21 protein-coding genes and 1 pseudogene are annotated in these 20,917 nt (G+C 70.0%); 14 read left to right on the top strand and 8 right to left on the bottom strand.

The genetic code is table 11. The annotated features are described in order from the left end of the window. Positions 1-44: 44 nt before the first annotated feature. The 5 genes from FJ091_14310 to FJ091_14290 are packed head-to-tail and all read left to right on the top strand — an operon-like array spanning position 45 to position 3,097. Positions 45-284, top strand: coding sequence for a plasmid stability protein (locus FJ091_14310; GenBank protein MBM4384524.1), 240 nt, complete (start codon positions 45-47; stop codon positions 282-284). Continuing rightward, positions 281-691, top strand: a complete 411-nt coding sequence (locus FJ091_14305; GenBank protein ID MBM4384523.1) for a type II toxin-antitoxin system VapC family toxin — start codon at positions 281-283, stop codon at positions 689-691. The genes FJ091_14310 and FJ091_14305 overlap by 4 nt, the downstream gene beginning before the upstream one ends. A 2-nt stretch (positions 692-693) precedes the next feature. Beyond that, a complete protein-coding gene (trmB, locus tag FJ091_14300) occupies positions 694-1,338 on the top strand; it encodes a tRNA (guanosine(46)-N7)-methyltransferase TrmB (protein ID MBM4384522.1) in 645 nt (214 codons plus the stop codon). Beyond that, positions 1,335-2,402 (top strand): 23S rRNA (adenine(2503)-C(2))-methyltransferase RlmN, encoded by a 1,068-nt coding sequence (gene rlmN, locus FJ091_14295; GenBank protein ID MBM4384521.1) that lies wholly within the window; start codon positions 1,335-1,337, stop codon positions 2,400-2,402. Before trmB ends, rlmN begins: the two co-directional genes overlap by 4 nt. Before the next feature lie 14 nt (positions 2,403-2,416). Beyond that, positions 2,417-3,097: a serine/threonine protein phosphatase gene (locus FJ091_14290; GenBank protein MBM4384520.1), complete on the top strand. Its 681-nt coding sequence runs from the start codon at positions 2,417-2,419 to the stop codon at positions 3,095-3,097. Positions 3,098-3,137: 40 nt separating this feature from the next. Here the strand turns inward: FJ091_14290 and FJ091_14285 are convergent, their stop codons facing one another. Next, positions 3,138-5,174 (bottom strand): LysM peptidoglycan-binding domain-containing protein, encoded by a 2,037-nt coding sequence (locus FJ091_14285; protein MBM4384519.1) that lies wholly within the window; start codon positions 5,172-5,174, stop codon positions 3,138-3,140. 82 nt (positions 5,175-5,256) lie between these two features. Beyond that, the gene (gene ffh, locus FJ091_14280; protein ID MBM4384518.1) at positions 5,257-6,804 is read right to left on the bottom strand and encodes a signal recognition particle protein; all 1,548 of its coding nucleotides are present in this window, start codon (positions 6,802-6,804) and stop codon (positions 5,257-5,259) included. A 151-nt stretch (positions 6,805-6,955) separates the two neighbouring features. Here ffh and FJ091_14275 point away from each other — a divergent pair, with 151 nt between their 5' ends. The 9 genes and pseudogenes from FJ091_14275 (at position 6,956) to FJ091_14235 (ending at position 15,237) form a co-directional block, all read left to right on the top strand. Then, positions 6,956-7,171, top strand: a complete 216-nt coding sequence (locus FJ091_14275; GenBank protein ID MBM4384517.1) for a biotin/lipoyl-binding protein — start codon at positions 6,956-6,958, stop codon at positions 7,169-7,171. Between the two features lie 2 nt (positions 7,172-7,173). Continuing rightward, complete coding sequence (locus FJ091_14270; protein MBM4384516.1) at positions 7,174-8,016, top strand: GNAT family N-acetyltransferase; 843 nt, start codon at positions 7,174-7,176, stop codon at positions 8,014-8,016. A gap of 512 nt (positions 8,017-8,528) precedes the next feature. Next, positions 8,529-8,887 (top strand): annotated as a pseudogene (locus tag FJ091_14265) (type II toxin-antitoxin system RelE/ParE family toxin). 12 nt (positions 8,888-8,899) lie between these two features. Continuing rightward, on the top strand, positions 8,900-9,319 hold the full coding sequence (locus FJ091_14260; GenBank protein ID MBM4384515.1) for a helix-turn-helix transcriptional regulator: 420 nt from the start codon (positions 8,900-8,902) through the stop codon (positions 9,317-9,319). A 254-nt stretch (positions 9,320-9,573) separates the two neighbouring features. Then, entirely contained in the window at positions 9,574-10,434 is an 861-nt protein-coding gene (locus tag FJ091_14255; GenBank protein MBM4384514.1) for an SDR family NAD(P)-dependent oxidoreductase, read from the top strand. 278 nt (positions 10,435-10,712) lie between these two features. Continuing rightward, positions 10,713-13,313 carry a 1-acyl-sn-glycerol-3-phosphate acyltransferase gene (locus FJ091_14250; GenBank protein MBM4384513.1) on the top strand — a complete coding sequence of 867 codons (2,601 nt, stop codon included), beginning with the start codon at positions 10,713-10,715 and terminating at the stop codon, positions 13,311-13,313. Between the two features lie 13 nt (positions 13,314-13,326). After that, positions 13,327-13,713, top strand: a complete 387-nt coding sequence (hisI, locus tag FJ091_14245) for a phosphoribosyl-AMP cyclohydrolase (GenBank protein ID MBM4384512.1) — start codon at positions 13,327-13,329, stop codon at positions 13,711-13,713. Then, the gene (locus FJ091_14240) at positions 13,710-14,600 is read left to right on the top strand and encodes an ATP phosphoribosyltransferase (protein ID MBM4384511.1); all 891 of its coding nucleotides are present in this window, start codon (positions 13,710-13,712) and stop codon (positions 14,598-14,600) included. Before hisI ends, FJ091_14240 begins: the two co-directional genes overlap by 4 nt. A 52-nt stretch (positions 14,601-14,652) precedes the next feature. Then, positions 14,653-15,237, top strand: a complete 585-nt coding sequence (locus tag FJ091_14235; GenBank protein ID MBM4384510.1) for an NUDIX domain-containing protein — start codon at positions 14,653-14,655, stop codon at positions 15,235-15,237. A gap of 40 nt (positions 15,238-15,277) precedes the next feature. Here FJ091_14235 and FJ091_14230 read toward each other — a convergent pair whose 3' ends face one another. From FJ091_14230 to ccsA, 6 genes are all read right to left on the bottom strand, one after another. Beyond that, positions 15,278-16,588, bottom strand: coding sequence for a hypothetical protein (locus FJ091_14230; protein MBM4384509.1), 1,311 nt, complete (start codon positions 16,586-16,588; stop codon positions 15,278-15,280). Then, a complete protein-coding gene (locus FJ091_14225; protein ID MBM4384508.1) occupies positions 16,588-17,331 on the bottom strand; it encodes an AAA family ATPase in 744 nt (247 codons plus the stop codon). The genes FJ091_14230 and FJ091_14225 overlap by 1 nt, the downstream gene beginning before the upstream one ends. 170 nt (positions 17,332-17,501) lie before the next feature. Next, positions 17,502-18,242 (bottom strand): hypothetical protein, encoded by a 741-nt coding sequence (locus FJ091_14220; GenBank protein ID MBM4384507.1) that lies wholly within the window; start codon positions 18,240-18,242, stop codon positions 17,502-17,504. Positions 18,243-18,366: 124 nt separating this feature from the next. Continuing rightward, positions 18,367-19,098 (bottom strand): SDR family NAD(P)-dependent oxidoreductase, encoded by a 732-nt coding sequence (locus FJ091_14215; GenBank protein MBM4384506.1) that lies wholly within the window; start codon positions 19,096-19,098, stop codon positions 18,367-18,369. A 112-nt stretch (positions 19,099-19,210) separates the two neighbouring features. Beyond that, complete coding sequence (locus tag FJ091_14210) at positions 19,211-19,708, bottom strand: hypothetical protein (GenBank protein MBM4384505.1); 498 nt, start codon at positions 19,706-19,708, stop codon at positions 19,211-19,213. A 518-nt stretch (positions 19,709-20,226) separates the two neighbouring features. Then, the gene (gene ccsA, locus FJ091_14205) at positions 20,227-20,907 is read right to left on the bottom strand and encodes a cytochrome c biogenesis protein CcsA (protein MBM4384504.1); all 681 of its coding nucleotides are present in this window, start codon (positions 20,905-20,907) and stop codon (positions 20,227-20,229) included. Positions 20,908-20,917: the final 10 nt, after the last annotated feature.

The following is a 20,917-nucleotide window of genomic DNA, read 5'->3' as shown; positions in this document are numbered from 1 at the left end:
CGGAGCGGCACCGCTACGGTTCCGTTTTGCAACCGGGAGCGTCCATGCCCAGCCTGACCCTGAAGAACGTGCCGCCCGACGTGCATCGAAGGCTCAAGGCCCGTGCACGTCGCCATCGGATGAGCCTCAACCGCGAAGCCATCGAGTGCCTACGCGAGGCAACTGGTGTGAGGCAGGTGGATCCGGAGATGATGCTGGCTGAGATTCGCGAGCTGCGTGCACGCGTGAATGGGAAGCTGAGCGAACGGCAGCTCGCGAAGCTGAAGGGACGCGGACGGCCGTGATCGTCGTCGACACGAACGTTCTCGCGTACCTGCTGCTGCCGGGGCCCTTCACGCGCGCCGCGGAGCAGCTGTACGAGATCGACCCGGATTGGTGCGTGCCGCTGCTCTGGCGCTCGGAGTTCCGGAGCGTGCTCGCCGGCTTTCTGCGCCGCAGCAGCGTCGATCTGCCGACCGCGACGCGGATCGCGGAGCGGGCGGCGGGCGTCGTGCGAGGCCGCGAGTACGTCGTCGGCTCGGCCGAGGTGCTCGAGGCGATTTCTTCCTCGACGTGCTCCGCATACGACTGCGAGTTCGTCGTTCTCGCCCGCGAGCTGGGCTTCAGCTTGATCACGACGGACAGCCGAATCCTGCGAGAGTTCCCGGGCGTCGCCCGATCGCTGCGAGCGGTCGTCGCCGAGGGCGCCTAGCGATGTCTCGCACGCTCAAGCACGACATCCCCGGCCCCGACCGGCGCGTCACGATCGACGACGTGCGCGCGAAGGGGTGGGGCGCTTTGTTTGCGCCCGAGCTTCGCGAGCCGTTGGCGCCGCTCGTGGTCGAGATCGGGTTCGGGCGCGGCGAGTTCCTGCGGCAGCTCGCTGCGAACGATCTCGCGACGCCGCACGTCGGCATCGAGCTGTCGTGGAAGCGCGTGCTGAAGATGGCGCGGCGGATCGCGAAGGCGGGCGATCCGAACATTCGCCTCGTGTGTGCGCGCGGCGAGGACGTGCTGCAGGAAGTCGTGGGCGACGCGAGCGTCGCGACGTTCTGGATCAACTTCTCCGATCCGTGGCCGAAGGCGCGGCATCACCGGCGCCGGCTGATCCAGACGCCCCTCGTGCGGCAGCTCGCGAAGCGGCTCGTGCCGGGCGGGATCCTGCACGTCGCGACGGACGACGTGCCGTACGCGCAGCACATCGACGAGGTGTTAGGAGCCGAGGCGCTGCTCGAGAACGCGCTCCCCGCGCGCTGGCTGCCGGAGATCGCGGGGCGGCCCGTGACGGCGTACGAGGCGATGTGGCGCGAGGAAGGGCGACCGCTGCACTTCTTCACGTACCGAAGGCGCGCGTCGTGAAGCCGGCGCGCCCGCAGCTGCGCGACTTCTCGCCCGACGCGCTGCGCGCGCGCTTCAAGAGCGAGGGCATCTCGCCGTATCGCGCGGATCAAGTCGTGCAGTGGCTGTATGCGCGCGGCGTCGACGATCCGGCGCTGATGACGGATTTGCCCGCCGAGCTGCGCGAGCGGCTTGCGAGTGACTATGAAACGCGCGCGCTCGAGGTGCGCGATCCGCAGTTCTCGGTGGACGGCACGATCAAGGCCGCGCTCGTCGCGCGCGATGGCGCCGTGCTCGAGGCGGTGCTGATCCCCGAGGAGGAGCGCACCACGCTGTGCGTGTCGACGCAGGTCGGCTGCCCCCTCGCGTGCTCCTTTTGCGCCACCGGCACGCTCGGGCTCGATCGCAATCTCGGTGTGGCGGAAATCGTCGAGCAGGTCGTGCGCATGGGCGCGCTGCTGCCCGAAGGGCGCCGCATCACGAACATCGTGTTCATGGGCATGGGCGAGCCGCTGCTCAATCTCAAGAACGTGGTGGAGGCGGTGAAGACGCTGATTCACCCGAAAGGCTTCGCGATGGCGCCGCGGCGCGTGACGGTGTCGACCGCGGGCGTGGTGCCGCGCATCGCCGACTTGCTGGAGCAAGTGCCGGTGAACCTCGCCGTCTCGCTGCACGCGCCGACCGATGCGCAGCGCGACGAGCTCGTGCCCATCAACAAGCGCTTTCCGCTCGCGGAGCTGTTCGGCGCGCTGCGCAGCATTCCGAGGCTCTCGCGCCGCCACCCGATCTTCTTCGAGTACACGCTGCTCGCGGGCGTGAACGACTCGCTCGACGATGCGCGGCGGCTCGTGGAGCTGTTACGGGACGTGCCGGCGAAGGTGAACCTCATCCCGGTGAATCCGCACGCAGGCTCGCCCTACCGCGCGCCCGACGACGACGTCGCGGATCGCTTCATGGGCGTGCTGTCGCGTGCGGGCATCACGGTGACGCTCCGGCGCAGTCGCGGCGCCGACATCGACGCCGCCTGCGGTCAGCTCGCCGCGAGGCGCCCGGCCAGCGCCCCGTCAGGCGCCACCGCCGGCTGACCGAAGAGGCGCGAATGCTCTACGCGGTCGGAGACATCCACGGCGATCTGCGCAAGCTCGATGCGCTGCTCGCGAAGCTCGCCCTCGCGAGCGGGGACCGCCTCGTCTTCCTCGGCGACTACATCGACCGCGGCCACGAGTCCGCGGCCGTGGTGGCGCGGCTGATCGAGCTTTCGCGCCATTTCGAGTGCAAGTTCCTGATGGGCAACCACGAGTCGATGTTCCTCGACTTCCTCGGCTGGCGCGGCGCGGCGTACTTCGGCGGCGACGCGTTCCTGATGAACGGCGGCGACCGCACGCTCGCGAGCTACGGCTACTTCGGCCGCTGCGACTCCGATCCCGAGACGTTCGAGCTGCCGCCCGCGCACGAGGCGTTTTACGAGCAGCTCGTGCTCTCGCACGCGGAGGGCGACTACTTGTTCGTGCATGCCGGCCTCGGCGAGCGCGGCCTCCAGTCCGCCGACCCCGCCTACGCGCTCCGCGTCTCGCGCCCCGAGGACTTGTTGTGGAACCGCACGACCGCGGACCTGCCGCACAACCTCGGAGTGACGGTCGTCTACGGCCACACGCCGCGCGCGGACTTCAGCGTGCGCTGGAACGAGCCGTTCTCGATCGGGATCGACACCGGCGCGATCTACGGCGGCTTGCTGACCGCAATTCGGCTCCCCGACGAGACGATCGTTCAAGCGGATTGAGCGAGCGCGTGGGGCCCGGCACGGAGCCGCGCCGCCGCGGCTACCTCCCGCTCGGCGTTGCCGGCGGAATCGCCGCGGGCTCCTCGGCGACCGGCGCTTCGGGCTGCGCGGCGGGTGCGGGAGGCGCGCTCAGCACGAGCGTCTGACCCACCGCGATCAGGTTCCTGTTGCGGATGCCGTTGAGCGCGATCAGCTCACTGGCCGCCACGCCCGTGCGCGACGCGATTTTCTCGAGCGTGTCGCCGCGGCGCACGACGTAGGACGTGGGCGCGAGCTCGGGGGCGGCTGCGGCGGCTTCCGTGACGGGCGCCGGAGCGACCGCTTCCGCAGGTGCTTCCGTCGCCGGCGGCTCGGGCGGTCCCGGCACGTAGATCGTCTGCCCGACGCGGATCACGTTCTTGTTACGGATCTCGTTGAGGGCGAGCAGCGCCTTCACGTCCACGTCGAACTTCTTTGCGATCGAGTCGAGCGTGTCGCCGCGGCGCACGCTGTAGACGCCCGCGTGCGAGCGATCGCCGGGCCGAGCGGTCAGGGAGCCGCCCGGCAGCTCGATGACCTGGCCGGGGTGAATCTCGTTCGCGTTGCGGATGTGGTTCACGGTGGCGAGATCGCGCGCGGAGACGCCGAAGCGGCGCGCGATCGAGGCGAGCGTGTCGCCACGCTTCACGCGGTAGACACCCTGCGTGGGCGACGGCTCCACCGCGGCGCTCGCCGTCGTCGCGCTCGGGGGCGCCGCTTCCTGCGGATGCGGCGGCGCGTAGCCCGGGATCTTGAGGCGCTGTCCGACGCGGATCAGGTTTGCGCTGCGCAGCCCGTTCGCGCGCTGCAGCGCCTTCGTCGACACGCCGTACTTCTTGGCAATGCCGGCGAGCGTCTCGCCGCGCCGCACTTTGTGCGTGCCGCTCGAGTCCGCGACCTGGGCGTGGATGCGCTCTCCGCCGCCGATGCTCGCGAGCACCACCTTCGGCGACGCGCGCATCGGATCGCGCGGCACGCGCAGCTCGTAGCCGCGCGGCAGGTGGCGGCGGCCGGACCACACCGACTCGCTCACGGCGGGGTTCACTTCGCGCAGCGCAGCCATGCTCACGCCGAACGCCTGGGCGAGCGTCGACGGCCGGTAGTACGCGTCGAGGATCACGCGCTCGGGATCTTCGGGCGGATCGCGCCGCACCGCGCCGAAGTACTTCTCCGGCTCGCGGTCGATCTCCATCGCGGCCACGAACGACGCGTAGAAATTCTTCGACGCGAAGCCGAACGAGCGGCTCTGGTAGCGGTCGATGATGACCGCGATGTCCTTCGTGCCGAGCTGCCGCGCCGCGCGCGACGTGCCGCCGAGGCCGTGGTTGTAGCCCGTGATCGCGAGCGGCCAGGAGCCGATCGCCTCGTAGTTGGACTTGAGGAGGCGCGCGGCGGCGACCGTCGCCATGAACGGGTCGTTGCGCTCGTCGACCGCGGAGTCGACGCGCATGTAGAGGCGGCCGGTCGAGGGCATGAACTGCCAGATGCCCGACGCGCCGACGGATGAGCGCGCCGCGGGATTGAACGAGGACTCGACGTGGGGCAGGGCGCCGAGCTCGGTCGGGAGGCCGCGCTCCGCGAGAACCTGGCGGATGTGTCCGTCCCAGCGGCCCTGGCGCGCGAGGCCGGCGCGGAACTTGTCCGACTGGCCGAGCTGGAAGCGCACCTTGGCGGCCGCATCCTTGAGCTTGCGCGTCGACACCGGCGTTTCGAACAGCGCGAGGATGCGCTGCTCGTCCTCGGAAAGTCCGCCGCGCTTTCCGTTCGCGAGCGTGCTCAGCACGTGCGCGACGTGCTTCTTGCGCGCCTCGACGTGCTTGTAGCCCGCCTTGTCCCATTGCCCGTTCGGCAGCGAGATGCGCTCGTACACGAGCGTGAGGTCGTCAGGGTCGTGGAGGAAGCCGCCGTCCGTGCCCACCTCGGTGTACACGCGCTTCCAGAACTCGACGCGCGGCACCAGCTTCGCCGGCTTCGGGAAGTCTTCAGGCGCTGCGACCGCGCTCGCACTGACGAGTGCGAACACGAGTCCCAGTGCTGCTGCGATCCAGCGATTGCGCATGTCCCCCCACCCACGGCTGCGCGATCCCATCTCTATCGGACGCAAACCCCGGCCTCATTACTCGGTCGCGGGGTGATTGCGCTCACCTGCGGCCTTTCTTCCGCGCCAGCTTTTCCTGCTTGCGCTTCTTCTTTGCCGCCGACTTGTCCATCGCCTTCGCCTGCCGGCGCATCTGGCGATTTCCCATGGCGCCCATCATCGCCATCGGGTCGAAGCCCGCCGGCATGCCGCCCATCCCCGGCAAGCCCGGCATCCCGCCGCCGGCGAGCTTGCCGAGGCCCGGAATCTTCGAGAGCAGGCCGCCGCCGGCGCCGCCCATCGCGCCGCCGAGCATGCCCATCATCTCGCGCATCTGGCGGAAGCGCTTCACGAGCTCGCTGACTTCGTGCTTCTCGCGGCCCGAGCCCTTCGCGATGCGGCGCGCGCGGCTGTCGTCGATCAGCTCCGGCTTCGCGCGCTCGGCGCGCGTCATCGACTGGATCATCGCCTGCGTCTTCACGAGCTCGCGCTCGTCCACCTGATCCGCGAGCTCGCCGAACATCGGGAGCTTGCCGAGCACGTCCTTCAGCGGGCCCATCTTCTGGATCATGCGCAGCTGGGCGAGCAGGTCGTCCATGCCGAACTGGCCCTTCAGCATGCGCGCTGCGTCGGCTTCGGCCTGCTTCGCGTCGACGACCTCCTCGAAGTCCTTAACAAGTCCGACGACGTCGCCCATGCCGAGGATGCGCGAGGCGAGGCCTTCGGGCCGGAACTCTTCGAGGCGATCGGTGGTCTCGCCGGTCCCCAAGAGCTTGATCGGGACGCCGGTCTTCGCCTTCACCGCGAGCGCCGCGCCGCCGCGCGCGTCGCCGTCGAGCTTCGTGAGCACGAGGCCGTCGAGCGCGAGCCGCGCCGCGAACGCCTCGGCCACGTTCACCGCATCGCGGCCCATCAGCGCGTCGCACACGAGGATGCGATTCGCAGGCGCGACGGCGGCGTCGATGGCTTCGAGCTCGCGCATCAGCTCGTCGTCGATCGCGAGGCGGCCCGCGGTGTCGTAGACGATCGCGCCGCGGCCCTCGGCGCGCGCGCGCTCGTGCGCCGCGCGGCAGATCGCGACCGCATCGGTGCTGCCCTCGACGCGATGCACCGGCACGCCGATCGCGGCGCCGAGCTGCGCGAGCTGCTCCGCAGCCGCGGGCCGGTACACGTCGGCCGCGACGAGCAGCGGCTTCTTGCCCTGCTTCGCGAGATGCCGCGCGATCTTCGCCGCGACCGTGGTCTTGCCCACGCCCTGCAGACCGAGCAGCAGGATCGAAGTCGTGCCGCTCGCATCGCGCGCCAGGGTCGGGTCCACCGGGCCCATCAGTGCGACGAGCTCTTGCTCGCACGCGGCGATGAAGTGCTGTCCCGGCGTCACGTTCAGCACGCGCCCGTCCGCGGTCTTCACCCGCGTCTCGACCTTCTCACCGACACAGCGCGTCTTCACGCGCGCCAGGAAGTCCTTCACGACTGCGAAGTCGACGTCGGCCTCGAGCAGCGACGCGCGCACCGCTTGCAGCGCTTCGTCGACGTTCGCGTCCGACAGCTCGCGCACGCCGGCCAGGCGCTCGCGCGCGCTCTTGAAGCCTTGCGTCAGCGTTTCGAGCATGAAGTCGCAGCTCCCGGCGAAAAGTCGGCGGAAGATAAGGAGGCAATCGAGCGCGTCGACTACTTGTTGTGCTTCGCTCGGCTTCGCCTCGCTGCGCGCTTCGCTTGCGGCGTGGTTAACGTGCGCCGCGAATCAACGAGATGAGGGCGAGATGCCGACGCAGGTGGAAGCGCAGGTGACCGGGAATGTGTGGAAGGTCGAGAAGAAGGTCGGCGACTTGCTCGCGCCCGAGGACGTGATCCTGATTCTCGAGTCGATGAAGATGGAGATTCCGGTCGAGGCGCCGTGCAGCGGGCGGCTCGTAGAGCTGCGCGTGCGCGAAGGGCAGAACGTCGAAGAGGGCGCCGTTCTGGCCGTGATCGAGTAGCGATGAGTCGGGTGCGCGTGCGCCCGCTGACTGCGCGCGATCAGCCCGAGGTACTTGCGCGCCTCGAGCGCGCCGCGCGCTTGAATCTCTACCTGATCGATCTCGCGCTGCGCATGACCGAGCAAACGCCGGGGGGCGCGCGCAGCGAGCTGTTAGGGGCGTTTCGTGACGAGGCGCTGATCGGGGTCGCGAGCGTGCATCCGTCGCTCGTGCTGGATGCGACCGCGGAGCCCGCGGCGCTCGCGGCGTTCTTCCCGCATCTCGGGGCGGTGGCGAACGGGCTGGTGAAGAGCACCGAGCAGGTGGTGACGCCGCTCTATGAGTGGCTCGAGAATCACGGGCGCCAGATTCTGCTGGACCGCATCGAGCACGCGTTCGCGCTCGATGCTTCCGGCGCGAAGCTGCCGCAGGCGCCGCGCGACGTGATCGTGCGGAGTGCGGAGACGGAGGATCTGCCCGCATTGATCGAGGCTTCGCGGGCGAGCTTGTTGGAGGAGGATCGGCCGGACCCGACCGAGTCGGATCCGGGCGGGTTTCGGCGCTGGGTGGCGGGGCGCGTGAAGCAGGCCGTGGTGGCGGAGGAGCGCGGGCGCGTCGGGTTCGTCGGGTATGCGGATGTGCAATGTGCGCGGGGGTGGCTCGTTCAGGGCGTGTACACGTGGCCGTCGTTCCGGCGGCGCGGGCTGGCGCGCGTGGGCGTGGCGGAGATCTGCCGGCGCGCGTTCGCGGCGGGGGCGGAGCATGTGCAGCTGGCGGTGGTGGACGGGAATGCGGCGGCGATCGCGCTGTATGAGCAGCTCGGGTTCGTGAGGTTCGCGCGACTGCGGACGGTGCTGTTCGGGTAGCCCGCGCGGAGTTGTTATTGGCGCGGGGGAGCGAGGGAAGATCTCGTGCGGGGCTGGGTTGCCTGCACTGCGGCTCGGCTCACGCGGTCCGGGACGGGCTCTGCGCATCGAGGCTTGGGAGACGGGCGAAGCGGCGGGGCCATCGAGGCCCCGCCGCTTCGCGCTTCGCGCGCACGCTCGTCCTTGCGTGGTGTGGGGCGGAGGTGGGCGCTCGATCGAGGGATCGAGGGCTCGCCGCTTTGCGGCTTCGCATGGGGGGTTGTTTTGGAGATGAGGGGGCGGTTTTGGGCGCTGCCTCGGCTGAGCGGCGGGGCTTCGATCCCTTCTGCGCGGCGCGTGAAAGGCGGTTGGTGAGGGCGGGCTCGAGGGGCGCCCGTGCGTCGTGGCTTTGAGATGTAGGGCGCAGCGAGGTGTGCGGGGGTGCGTGGGACGGGTGAAGTGAACCGCGGTTCACATTGGCGAGGGATTAGTCGAAGCTAATCTGCGGCTCGCCCCGGTCCCGCGGTGGCTGAGTGGTGGTGCAGGTTGAGTACACGGACGAGTTCGGGCGGTGGTGGGAGGCGCTGAGCGAGGCGGAACAGGAGAGCGTGGCGCACGTGGTCGAGTTGCTGGCGGCCCGCGGAGCGCGGCTCGGGTTTCCGTTCAGTTCCGGGATCGCGGCTCGAGGCATCCGCACATGCGGGAGCTTCGCGTGCAGCACCGTGGCCGGCCGATACGGATCTTCTACGCGTTCGATCCGCGGCGCGCGGCCATTCTGTTGATCGCGGGCGACAAGACGGGGGATGAGCGGTTCTACGAGCGGCTGACGCCGGTCGCGGACCGGCTCTACGACGAGCACCTCGCGCAGCTGCGGCGCGAACGATTGATCTGAAAGGAGAAAGCGATGGCACGTCCGTTCAAGGAACTGCGCGACCGCATGAGCGCGGCGGCGCGCGCGCGGGTGCGCAACCGCGTGCGCGCGAGCTTGCGCGCAATGCGGCTCGCGGAGCTACGGCAGGAGGTGTCGGGGCTGACGCAAAGCGAGGTCGCCGAGCTGATGGAAGTGACGCAGGGCGCGATCTCGCAGCTCGAGCAGCGCGAGGACGTACTGCTCAGCAACCTCGCCGCCTACGTCCGCGCGCTGGGCGGCACGCTCGAGCTGGTCGCTCGCTTCCCGAAGGCGGAAGTGCGCGTCGCGGGGTTCGCGGGGACCGCGAGCGCAACCGACGATCGCATCGGACTCCCGGAGGGTTCCAAGCGCGCCGCCGTGACACCTAGTCGGCGCCAAGCCCGCAGCCGTTCACGCAAACGGGCGCGCACGTAACAAGACGTTCCCGCGCCGCCGAAGCGGCGGTGCTCAGGATTCCCAGAGCGCTCGCACGGGCACCGCGTAGAGGCCGTCGCGCCACGACGCCAGACGTGCGGGCGGCCTCGACCGGCAGGCCCGCAGCGAGCCATCCCGCGCAGCCGCCGCGCCACCCAGCAGCGGCGGGGCACATCGCGACGACGACTCGGGTGCCCGTCGCTGCTAGCGTGCTTCGCCTTTCGCAACCCCTAACTCTCGTTGGAGTCAATTCGATGGGTCTTCTCGATGGCAAGGTCGCGCTCGTGACGGGCGCGGGTGGTGGTCTCGGTCGCGAGCATGCGCTCGCCATGGCGCGCGAGGGCGCGAAGGTGGTCGTGAACGATCTCGGCGGCGCGCGCGACGGCAGCGGCAGCGGCGGTCACTCGATGGCGGATCAAGTCGTCGCGGAGATCAAGGCGGCTGGCGGCCAGGCGGTGGCGCAGTACGACAGCGTCGCGACGGTCGAGGGCGGCGAGCGCATCGTGAAGGCGGCCATCGACGCGTTCGGGAAGCTCGACATCTGCGTGAACAACGCGGGCATCCTGCGCGACAAGTCGCTCACGAACACCACGGAAGACATGTGGGACATCGTGAACCAGGTCCACCTCAAGGGGACGTACTGCGTCACGCGGCCCGCCTTCACGCACATGAAGGAGCGCGGGCAGGGCGGCGTGATCATCAACACCTCGTCGACGAGCGGCCTGAACGGCAACTTCGGGCAGTCGAACTACGGAGCCGCGAAGGCCGGCATTTGGGGCTTCACGCGCTGCGTCGCGATCGAGGGCAAGAAGAACCGCATTCGCGCCTACGCGCTCGCGCCGATCGCGCACACGCGTCTGACCGGTGACCTCGCGGGCTTCCAGGATCCGTCGATGCAGGAGAAGATGAATCCGAAGCTCGTCTCGCCGCTCGTGGTGTTCCTCGCCAGCGACCTCGCGGCCGACCTCACCGACAAGACGTTCCTCGTGGGCGGCGGACGCATTGCGGAGATGCGCATGGTGACGGCGCCCGGCGTGAACAAGACCGACAACGGCGGCCTGTGGAGCGCCGAGGAAGTCGCGGCGCGCATCAAGGACATCATGCTGCCGGGTTGATCGCGCGAGGCGCGATCAACCCGCGCCGACGCGCGCCGAGGTGGGACTCGTCTCCCGCATCGAGGGCGCGTCGGCGCCGTTCCTTGTTGACTTCGCTCGGCTCCGCGGACTCCGCCTCGCTGCGCGCTCCGCTTGCTGCCTCGGCCGACCTGCTTCGCAGGAGCGTCCGACTTCGAGGTCGTCCTGACAGCGCGGTGAGCGTCGGCGTGATCGTGCGCTCGGCCGTTGGTGACGCGCGCTGCGGCGCGGGCTCTTGCCCGGGGCTAACCCTTCGCGCCATGACGAACGCCGAGCTGCCCCGCGTTCGCGCGGCGAATCCGAGCGTGCTCGATCCCGCGACGGCGATGACGCCGCGCTTCCAGATCCTGTTCCGTTGGTTCGCGCGGCGCTTCTTCGCTCATCTCGACATCGACGACGAGACGGTCGCGAAGCTGCGCGATGCGGAGGCGAAGGGCGCGGTCGTGTACGTGATGCGGTACGCGAGCCGCCTCGACTACTTCCTGTTCAACACGCTGTTCGCGCGCGAGGGACTCCGCCTCTCCTCGTACGCCAACGGCATCGCGTACTGGTACTACCGCCCGTGGTGGCGCTCGGTGCCCGCGTTCCTGTTACGGGCGCTGCGCGGTTGGCGCGGCGCCGACCCGGTGAAGCGCGGGCGGGAGGACTTGCGGCGCGTCGTCGCGGCGGGCGAGTCGAGCTTTCTGTTCCTGCGCACCGCGCGCCTCGCGGCGCTCTTGCGGAGCCCGCAGGAAGCGATCGAGCGGGCGCACCGCGAGCTCGAGCTGATCGACGAGCTCGCCGATCTCGCGGCCGAGGGCAAGCCCGTGCACGTCGTGCCGCTCGCGCTCTTCTGGAGCAAAGGTCCGCGGGCGGAACGGCGCTTCTTGAACCTCTATCGCGGCGCCTCTGCGAGGCCCGGCGATCTCGCGAAGATCACGTCGTTCCTGCTCACGTACCGCGAGCTCTCGATCAAGACGGGCGATCCGGTCGACGTCGCGTCGTTCCTCGCCCACGAGGGCGGCACGCGCGACGCGCAGGTGCGGCGGCTGCGGCGCAAGATGCTGCAGTTCGTCTCCGCCGAGGAGCGCGTGGCCGAGGGGCCGGTGCTGAGGCCGCGGCACAAGGTGCAGGAAGCGGTGCTCTCCGACCCCGGCGTGCAGGAAGCCATCGAGGCGCGCGCGCAGAGCGGCAGCTCGCGCGAGGCGGCGCGCGCGGAGGCGGAGCGCGCCTTCGCCGAGATCGCCGCGAACATGTCCTCCACCGTGATCGCGGCGCTCGCGGCGCTCGTGTCGTGGATCTTCGGGCGCCTCTTCACGCGCATCGAGACGCGCGGGCTCGAGCGCGTGGCCGATCACGCGCGTCGGCATCCGGTGGTGCTCGTGCCGAGCCACCGCTCGTACTTCGACTTTCTGATCCTCTCCTGGTTTTTCTATAACAACTACGTCGTGCCGCCCCACATCGCGGCGCGCGAGAACATGGGTTTCGGCCCGTTCGGCTTCCTGTTCCGCCGCGCCGGCGCGTTCTTCCTGCGCCGCGATTTCAGCGACCCCGTCTACAAGGCCGTGTTCCGCGCCTACGTGATGCACCTCGTGCGCGAGGGCTTCACGCAAGAGTTCTTCATCGAGGGCGGCCGCTCGCGCACGGGCAAGACGCTCGCGCCGCGCATGGGCATGCTCGCGTGGAACGTGCAGGGCTTCGTCGACAGCGGGCGCCGCGATCTCTTCTTCGTGCCCGTCGCGATCTCTTACGAACGCCTCGTCGAAGAGGGCGCGATGGTCTCGGAGCTCGAGGGCGGCGCGAAGCAGCAGGAGTCGATGGCCGGGCTCGTGCGCGCGCGCAGCGTGCTGAAGCGCAACTTCGGCAGCGTGCACGTGAACTTCGCGGAGCCCGTCTCGCTCGCGGAGGTGCTCGCGGGCCGCGGCGAGCTGTGGAAGCGCGGCGACGAGGTGGAGCCCGAGCGGCGCGCGATCGTCGAGGGGCTCGGGCGCGAGCTGGTCGAGCGCATCAACTGTGGCATGGTGGCGACCGCGACGAACGTGGCTGCGGCCGCGCTGCTCGGCGAGCCGCACCGCGGGCTCTTTCGCAGGCAGCTCGCGGCGCGCATGACGCAGATCGTCGCGCTCTTGCGCATGCAGAACGTGACGCTCACCGACGCGCTCGAAGCCGACGTCGAGAACGGCTTCAACGACTCGATCGACTTCATGCTGCGGCTCGGCATGGTCCGCCGCGAGCTCGACCTGCGCGGCGAGCTGATCTACTTCGACGAATCGCAGCGCCGCGCGCTCGACGTCTACCGCAACGGCATCTACCACGCGCTCGCCGCGCCGAGCCTGATCGCGCGGCGGCTGCTCGAGAGCTCCGTCACCGAGGCGGAGCTGCGCGCGGAGGTCTCGTTCTGGCTCGAGCTGCTGGACGTCGAGTGGTTCGCGCCGCGCGCGGAGATTCAGCAGCAGCAGTTCGGCGAGTTCCTCGCCGCGTTCCTGCAGGACGCGGTGGTCGAGCGCGAAGGCGGCCCCCTGCGCGTGAGCGAGACCGGCCGCTCGCTGCTCACGTTCCTCGCGGAGCAGACGCGCAGCGTGCTCGAGGCTTATTACGTCGCCTTCTGCACATTCGAGAACGTGACGGAGCCCCTCACCGCGAAGGCCCTCGAGAAAGCGAGCGAGACCTATCACTCGCGCGCGCAGCTACTCGGCGAGGTGCGGCGGCCAGAAGGCTGGAACCCCGTCACGTTCGGCAACGCGCTCGAGCTGATGGCGCAGCGCGGTGTGCTCGCGCGTGTGAAGAGCGACGCGCGCGAGGCCGCGTATGGGCGCGGCCCGGCGTTCGGCGAGCTCGCGGGCCTGCGCGCTCGTCTGGCAGCGGAATTGGCCTCTGGGTAAGTTCTCGCGCCTCATGTCTACGGAAAATCTCCCTGACTTCGCGAAGCGCGGCGGCCTAATCACTGCGATCGCGCAAGACTTCGCTTCCGGCGAGATCCTGATGGTCGCCTACATGAACGAGGAGTCGTTCAAGGCGACGCTCGCGCGCGGCGAGGTCGTGTACTGGAGCACCTCTCGCAACGAGCTCTGGCACAAGGGCGACTCGAGCGGCAACACGCAGACGCTGAAGTCGCTGCGCATCGACTGCGACGGCGACGCCGTCGTGCTGCAGGTCGAGCAGAAGGGCGGCGCGGCGTGCCACACCGGCCGGCGCAGCTGCTTCTATCGCCTGCGCGAGGGCGAGGGCTGGAAGACGACGATGGAGCCGGTGTTCGACCCCGATCAGGTGTACAAGCGATGAAGCGCGTGGATGGAAAACGTCAGCTCGTGCTCGGTCTCCCGAAGGGCAGCCTGCAGGACACGACCGCGAAGCTCTTCGCCACCGCGGGCTTCAACCTGCGCATTCCCGATCGCTCCTACTACCCCGAGATCGACGACCCCGAGCTCTCCTGCGTGCTGATCCGCGCGCAGGAAGTCGCGCGCTACGTCGAGCAGGGCGTGCTCGACGCGGGCATCACCGGCGTCGACTGGGTGCTGGAGAACGGCGCGAAGGTGAAGGAGCTCGCGGACCTGCGCGCGCCGTGGCCGAACTATCGCCCCGTGCGCTGGCTGCTCGCCGTGAAAGAGGACTCGCACATCAAGACCGTGAAGGACCTCGAAGGCGGGCGCATCGCGACCGAGACGGTGGGCCTCACCAAGCGATACTTGAAGCAGCACGGCGTGAAGGCCGAGGTGGAGTTCTCGTATGGCGCCACCGAGGTGAAGCCGCCGCTGCTCGCCGACGCGATCGTCGACGTGAGCGAGACGGGCTCGTCGATTCGCGCGAACCGGCTGCGCGTGATCGACACGGTGCTCGAGTCGACGCCGCGCTTCATCGCGAACAGGGACGCGTACGCGGACGAGTGGAAGCGGCGCAAGATGGAGCGCCTGTTGTTACTGCTGAACGGCGCGATCGCGGCGGCCGGGCGCGTGGGCCTGATGATGAACGTGCCGCGCTCGCACCTCGCGAAGGTGCTCGACGTGCTGCCGGCGCTCGCGACGCCCACGATCTCGACGCTCGCGGACGAGAGCTGGGTGGCGCTCAACACCGTGGTCGAGGAGAAGCTCGTGCGCGAGCTGATCCCCGAGCTCGTGGACCGCGGCGCCCGCGGCATCGTCGAGTATCCGCTCTCCAAGATCGTTGGGTGAGGCTGCCGCGGAGTGAACCGCGCCGAGGCGACGCAAGCGCGGACGCCTCGCCGTGAGAGCCGTCAGCGCGCTGTCGGCGCTCGCGCGGCTGCCGCTCGATCACGGGCGCAACGCGCTGAAGGGCGTGTTCGCCGGGCGCTTGCGGGCGCGCACCGTGGTGCAGGCAGTGGTTAGGTCCGACGCCGGCGTGCTGCTCTCCCTGCGCAGCGACCTCATGGGGTGGGAGCTGCCGGGCGGCAGCGCGCTTCCCGGCGAGTCCGAGGAGCGCGCGATCGTGCGCGAGGTGTCGGAGGAGACGGGGCTCGCAGTCGGGGTGGTGCGGATCGTGGGCGAGTACCGGCGCACGGGCTTCTTCGCGCATCGCGCGCGGGTGTACGAGGCGCGCGTGGTCGGCGGAGTGATTACGCCCAGCGTGGAGGCGCCCGCGGTGCGCTGGTACCCGGTCGACGCGCTGCCGCGCGAGCTGTTCCCGTGGTTTCGCGCGCCGCTCGAGGATGCACTGCGTGGAGGAGCGCCGCGGATCCGCGAGGAGCGGCTCGGACTCGCTGCGATCAGCGCGGGCTTCGCGATCGACCTGAGCGTGCGGCTGCGCGGTGGAGCCTCTGCTTTCGCGGAGGCTCCACCGCTATCGCGTTGACTTCGCTCGGCTTCGCCTCGCTGCGCGCGGCGCTTGCGGATCATCCCCGCGCGCCGAGCACCTTCGCGGCGTCGGCGAGCTTCGCGACGCGCTGGATGCGCGCGCGCTTGCAGACCGCCTTGCACTGCGCCGTCAGCGCTTTGCTCGCTTGGTCCCCCACGCCGGTGACGAGGCCGTCGCTGATCCAGAGGCGCGGGCCGGGCTGGCGCGCGAGCCAGCCGAGCGCGGGCAGGTCGACGATGTTGCCTCCGCCAGGCGCTGCGAGGTGCTTGTCGGCGGCGCGCGCTGCGCCCTGGGCCACCACGCGCAGCTCGCCCTTGTCGCCCTTGCCGCTGTAGATCGCGACGACGAGGCCCGCGTTCGTGCTCGCGAGCATCGCGTCGAGATCGGCGGGCTTCAGCGACATCGAGCCGCTCACGTCGATCAGCAGCGTGCCGCGGGCGAGCCGCGCCTTGCGGCGAAAGATCGCGCGGTCCGCGGTCCAGCGATGCGCGTAGCGCACGACGCTGCCCTCACTCGCAGCGCGCCAGCCGCGCGGCGCCCCGCCGCCACTCCGTGCGCGCTGCAGCGGCGCGCGTGTGATAGTGAGCTCGCCGGGCTTCACCCCGCCCTCGGGCTCGTCCGCTTCCTTGCGCCAGCGCCGCCGGCCGACCTCGTCCTCGTCGTGCTCGTGGCCTTCCACCGTGCAGCAGTCGATCGCGAACTCGCTCTGCGACTGGCCGCTCGCGTCGAGCACGCCCTCGGCGCGCAGCAAGCGCGCGAGCTCGCGCGCGAGTGCGCGGGCGCGCAGCTCGGGAGCGACCTCGCCGCCGCGTTCGCTGCGCGCCTCCTCGAGCTTGTTACGGATGCGCGCGATGCGCTGCAGCACGAGGTCGCCGTCGCCCGCGCGCCAGCTGAGCAGCAGCGTGCGCAGCATCGGCTCGCAGCTCGTGCCGATCGCGGCGACCGAGCGCAGCCACACCGCGAGCGCGTCGCCACGCTTCATGTCGCGCGCGAGCAGCCACGCGACGTGCAGCTCGGACTCGGGGCCGAGCTCGAGCGGCACACGGTTCGCCGCGAGCGCGAGGTTGATGCGCGCGTCCTCGACGGCCGCGAGCACGCGACGATCGAACTGCACGCGCGGCGGGCGCAGCGGCGACCAACGCACGTGCCCGAGCTCGTGCCGCACGGTCGAGCGCCCGTAAGCCTCGAGCGGCACGAGCATGCGCCGCGCGACTTTGTCGACGGCGCCCGTCACGTCTTCGCGCCCGACCGAGTCGACGATCTCGTAGCCGCGAGCGCGTTCGGCGAACGGCGTGAGCTCCACGAGCTCGGGGTAGGGCAGGTAGCGGGTGTTCAGCTCGTCGCGCATCACTTCACCACCGCCAGCACGAGGGCGTCGAAGATCTGCGAGCCGCGCTCGGCGCCGAACACCACGAGGCAGGCGGCTTCGAGGCCGAGCACGTGGCGCACGCGGTCGAGCGTGAGCCAGCTGCGCACGCTCACGCGGCGGTCGTCGCCGAGCGAGAAGCTGCGCCGCGCCGCCTCGCGCAAGGGCTCGCTGAGGCGCGCGAGCGCCGACGGATGCGGCTCGCAGATCTCGAGCAGCGCGTCGAAGCGATCGCGCAGCGCCGGCGGCAGGCCGTCCGGCGCGAGGTTGTCCGTAACGACCACGTGGAAGCCCTGCGCGGGCCGCACCGTCTCGCCCGTCGGCAGCGTGATGCGCGCCGTCTCCGGGTGCTCGAGCACGGGGTAGAGGAACGCGAGCGCGTCGTCGCTCGCGTGCGAGAGCTCGTTCAGCACGAGCCGCGCGCCTTCCTTCATCGCGCGCACGACCGGGCCGTCGTGCCACGCGAGCGTGTCGCCCTGCGGCAGATACGTGCCGCGCAGCTCCGCCGCGGGCGTCTCTTGCGTCAGCGTGCACGCGTACAGCTCACGCTCGGTGCGCCCGTAGACGTACGCGGCGTACGTCTTGCCGACGCCGGGCGGGCCGAACAGGTAGATGCGCCCGAGCAGCTCGCACGCGAGCGCGTGCTCGATCAGCTGCCACGTGACGCGCGCGCTCGCCGCGTCGCTGCGCTTGACGTTGCCCTTGCTCTTCTTGTCGTCGCTCATTTCGAATTCTCCCTGTCGAGTGGTTGAGAGGAGTGGGGAGAATCACGGCTGCAGCTTCGCCGCGGAGAAAGACCCCAACTCCACTTGGGGCCGAACTGAAAGCTGGGCGCTGAAAATGCGACGGGCCGCGCTGGCGCCAGCGCGGCCCGTCGAGCCTTGCGGACTAGTTGTTAGGCCGGCGCGCGCAGGATGATCTCGCTGCGCCACTCCTGGGAGAAGCGGAGGTCGGGCACGCGCCCCGGGATCGGGCCGGAGAGCTCGGCCATCGCGAAGCCGTCTTCGCGCAGCAGCTCCGGGTGGCGGTGGCGAAGGAGGTAAGACCAGATCAGCGACGTCGTGCTGTCCATGCCGAACGCACCGATGTAACCCGGGCCGCCGTCCCAGAGGCGCTTCACGCGCAGCACGTAGGCGGCCGTCGCGCGGTCCTTCTGCTTGCGGAAGCCCTGCGCCGTCAGGAGCTCTTTGTAACGCGCACCCTCACCTTGGTAGAACGTGACGTTGGCGCGCGACTCGAAGCCTTGCTTCAAGTGACGTGCGGCGCGCGGCTGCAGGACCATCTGCAAGCGCGCGCTGTCGAGGATGAACGGGCGCCAGGCGCGCTCGACCGCGCGCTCGAGCGGCGTGTCGCCGCGCTGCACGAACTTCTTGTACTGCCGTGCGCGCTCGAAGCGCGTCGCGGTGGCGACGAGGCCATCGGCGTCGAAGTCGGCCTTCTCGAAGCCGAGCGCCTCGTCGGCGTCGCCGGCGAGCGCCGGGTAGTTGAAGAGCAGCTCACCGATCAGGTAGCCGTCGCGCTGCAGAGCGCCGGCGAGATTCAGCAGCGCGGCGACGTCGACGTGGTACGCGACGCGCACCTTGCGCCCTTCACAGCGCGGGCGCTGGTAGTAGAGGAACGGATGAAGCGCAGACATATCTCTCGACCCCCAGTTTCACGGGCCGCGAGAGGCGCCCGCGTTCCACCCAGTATCCACCTCGACGCAAGGAGGTTTGGTTTGGGCCGAAACTGGCGCGCGAATGCGAGTGCGCCAGCCGCGCTCAGAAGCTCTCTTTGTACGGCCGCAGGTCGAGCTCGAGCGTCCATGCGCTGCGCGGCTGGCGGTGGAGCTGCCAGTACGCCTCGGCGATGTCGTCCGGCGCGAGCATGCCGTCCGCGCCAAGTCGTTCTTTCAGCTGAGGAAATCGCGCGTTGACTTGATCGCCGTCGATGACGCCGTCGACGATCACGTGGCCCACGTGAAGCCCGCGCGCGCCGAACTCGCGCGCCATCCCGAACGCGACGCTGCGCAGCGCCGCCTTCGCCGACGCGAAGGCCGTGAAGGGCGGCCGCGCGCGCAGCGATGCAGTGGCGCCCGTGAAGATCAGCGTGCCCCCGCCGGCGGGCAGCATGCGCCGGGCCGCCTCGCGCCCGACGAGGAAGCCCCCGTAACAACTCGTCCGCCACGTCTGCTCGAAGAACTCGTCCGTCATCTCGAGCAGCGGGCTCATGCGGTTGTTGCCCGCGTTGTAGACGACGCACGCCGGCGGCGCGCCGGTCTCGCGCTGCGCGGCGTCGAACAGCACCGCGACATCGGCGCTCTGCGTCGTGTCGCAGCGCTGCGCGCTCGCGCGCCCGCCTGTCGCGGCGATCTCCCGCGCGAGCTCCTCGGTGCGCTCCTCGCTGCGCGCCGCCGCGAATACGTGCATGCCCTCGCGCGCGAAGCGCCGGCACAGCGCCGCGCCGAGTCCAGCGCTCGGGCCCACACCTACGACGATCGCGGCTCGCGGCATCTCGCTCTCCCTCGCCGCGCAGAAAAGCAAACCGCCCACCTGCAACGCCAATCGCAGGTGGGCGGCATGTCTGCGCGGGCGCCGGCTTCACTCGGCGCGCCGCGAAGGAGGGTCAGCCGCGCGCGTCGCGCAGGCCGCTCGCCTCGAGCTCGCGGCCGAGCTGGGCGACCTTGCGCTTGAACTCGTCGAGGGGCTCGTCGAACGAGAGGATGATCTCGGTCGTGCGCGGGATCTCGTCGCCGTTGAGCAGGCCGCGGTAGCGGTTCAGGTTGGCGAGGATCGCCTCCGCGACCTTCAGCGCGCGCTTCTCCGTCTTGATCAGCGGCGACTGCAGCGTGTAGACGTTGTTACGGCCCCAGAGGCTCTCGTCGCGCACGATCGCGATCTCGCGGTACACGCCGTTGATCGGGTCGAAGTTGTACTCGACGCGCACCTCTTTGAAGATGTCCGAGTTGCCGGTGTAGAAGCCGCGTTCCTTCTCGACCTTGCCCAGCTGGCGGCAGCGCGGGCAGTAGAAGGTGTCGCCGTGATTCAGCAGGAACACGCCCTTGGCGTAGTCCTCGCAGTCGGTGTTCTCGCAGTAGCCGACGCCGCGCTTCATGCTGGCCATGGGAGTGGGGAGCCTCCGGTCGATTGCCGCGGCGCCCTGCTCGTACGCGCGCCGCACGAGGCGGGACGAATGCGAGCACCGTGCCACGCGAGGGGTTGGGGGGAGCGCCGTGGCGAGTCGAGTTGTTGGGGGAAGGGGTTGGGGGTTGGGATTGCGTCGAAGTTGCCGCCGCGACCGAAGCTCGTTCCAAGAGGGCGAGAGCAGTCGAAGCGCGAGGTTGAGAAACGAACCGCCCACCGCTGCCGAATCGGCCCGCGACGCCGCAGCTTTCTTCGCACCTCGAGACGGCGTCCGGAGCATGGAACGAGAGGGGGAGACGGCGTCGGGAGGGGCAACGAGCGCTGAAGGCGGAGCGGAAATGGGCTTCGGGTTTGTACCGCCGCGCGCGCGCGAGCGTCAACCGCGATTTGACTCGGCGCGCGTGATTTCTTCGCGCAGTCGCCGCGCACTCACCCGGAGCTGAACCCCGTAGGCCAGCAGCGCGCCCAAAGTCACGGCGTAGGCGGAGATCAAGTAGCTCACGCGTCCTCCCGCTCGGCCGCGAGGGCGAGCTGCTCGGCGCGCGCGGCGCGCAGGTTCCCGAGCTCGACCCGCCACACCAGCAGGAACGCGAAGGCCGCGAACGTCGCGAGCACGCCGAGCAGGAACGGAAGCCCCATGCCCTCACCCAGGCTCCCGCGCCCGAGGTTGTCGGGATGCAGCGCGCGGTTCCCGAACAGCTCGATCGCGTAGTAGTTCAGCGGGATCAGCGCCGCGCCCAGGATCCCGTACACCGCCGCGAAGCGCGCCGCGCGCTCGCTGCCCTCCGTGAACGAGCGCAGCAGCAGGTAGGCCACGTACGTGAGGTAGAGGATCAGCGTCACGGTGAGCCGCGGGTCCCAAGTCCACCACTTGCCCCAGGTGCCCCTCGCCCATATGGGGCCGGTGACCAGCATCAGCGTGGCGAACACCACGCCGACCTCGGCGGACGCCGCAGCGAAGCGGTCGAAGCGCTCGTCGCCACGCGCCAGGAAGAGCGCGCCGCCGATCGCGGCGCCGATGAAGCCCGCGTAGCAGGCGAAGGCGAGGGGCGGGTGGACGTAGAGGATCTTCTGGATCACGCCCTGAACGGAATCGAGAGGCGCCTGCCAGACCGCGTACAGCCACCACGCGCCGAGCACGGCGAGGGCGGCGGCCGTCCATGTTTTCCACTGCTGCATCCGCCTCACG

It is taken from the genome of Deltaproteobacteria bacterium (assembly GCA_016875395.1).
Classification (GTDB): Bacteria; Myxococcota_A; UBA9160; order UBA9160; family UBA6930; genus VGRF01.
The sequence above is the reverse complement of the archived record's forward strand: the minus strand, read 5'-3'. Positions and strand labels throughout refer to the sequence as shown.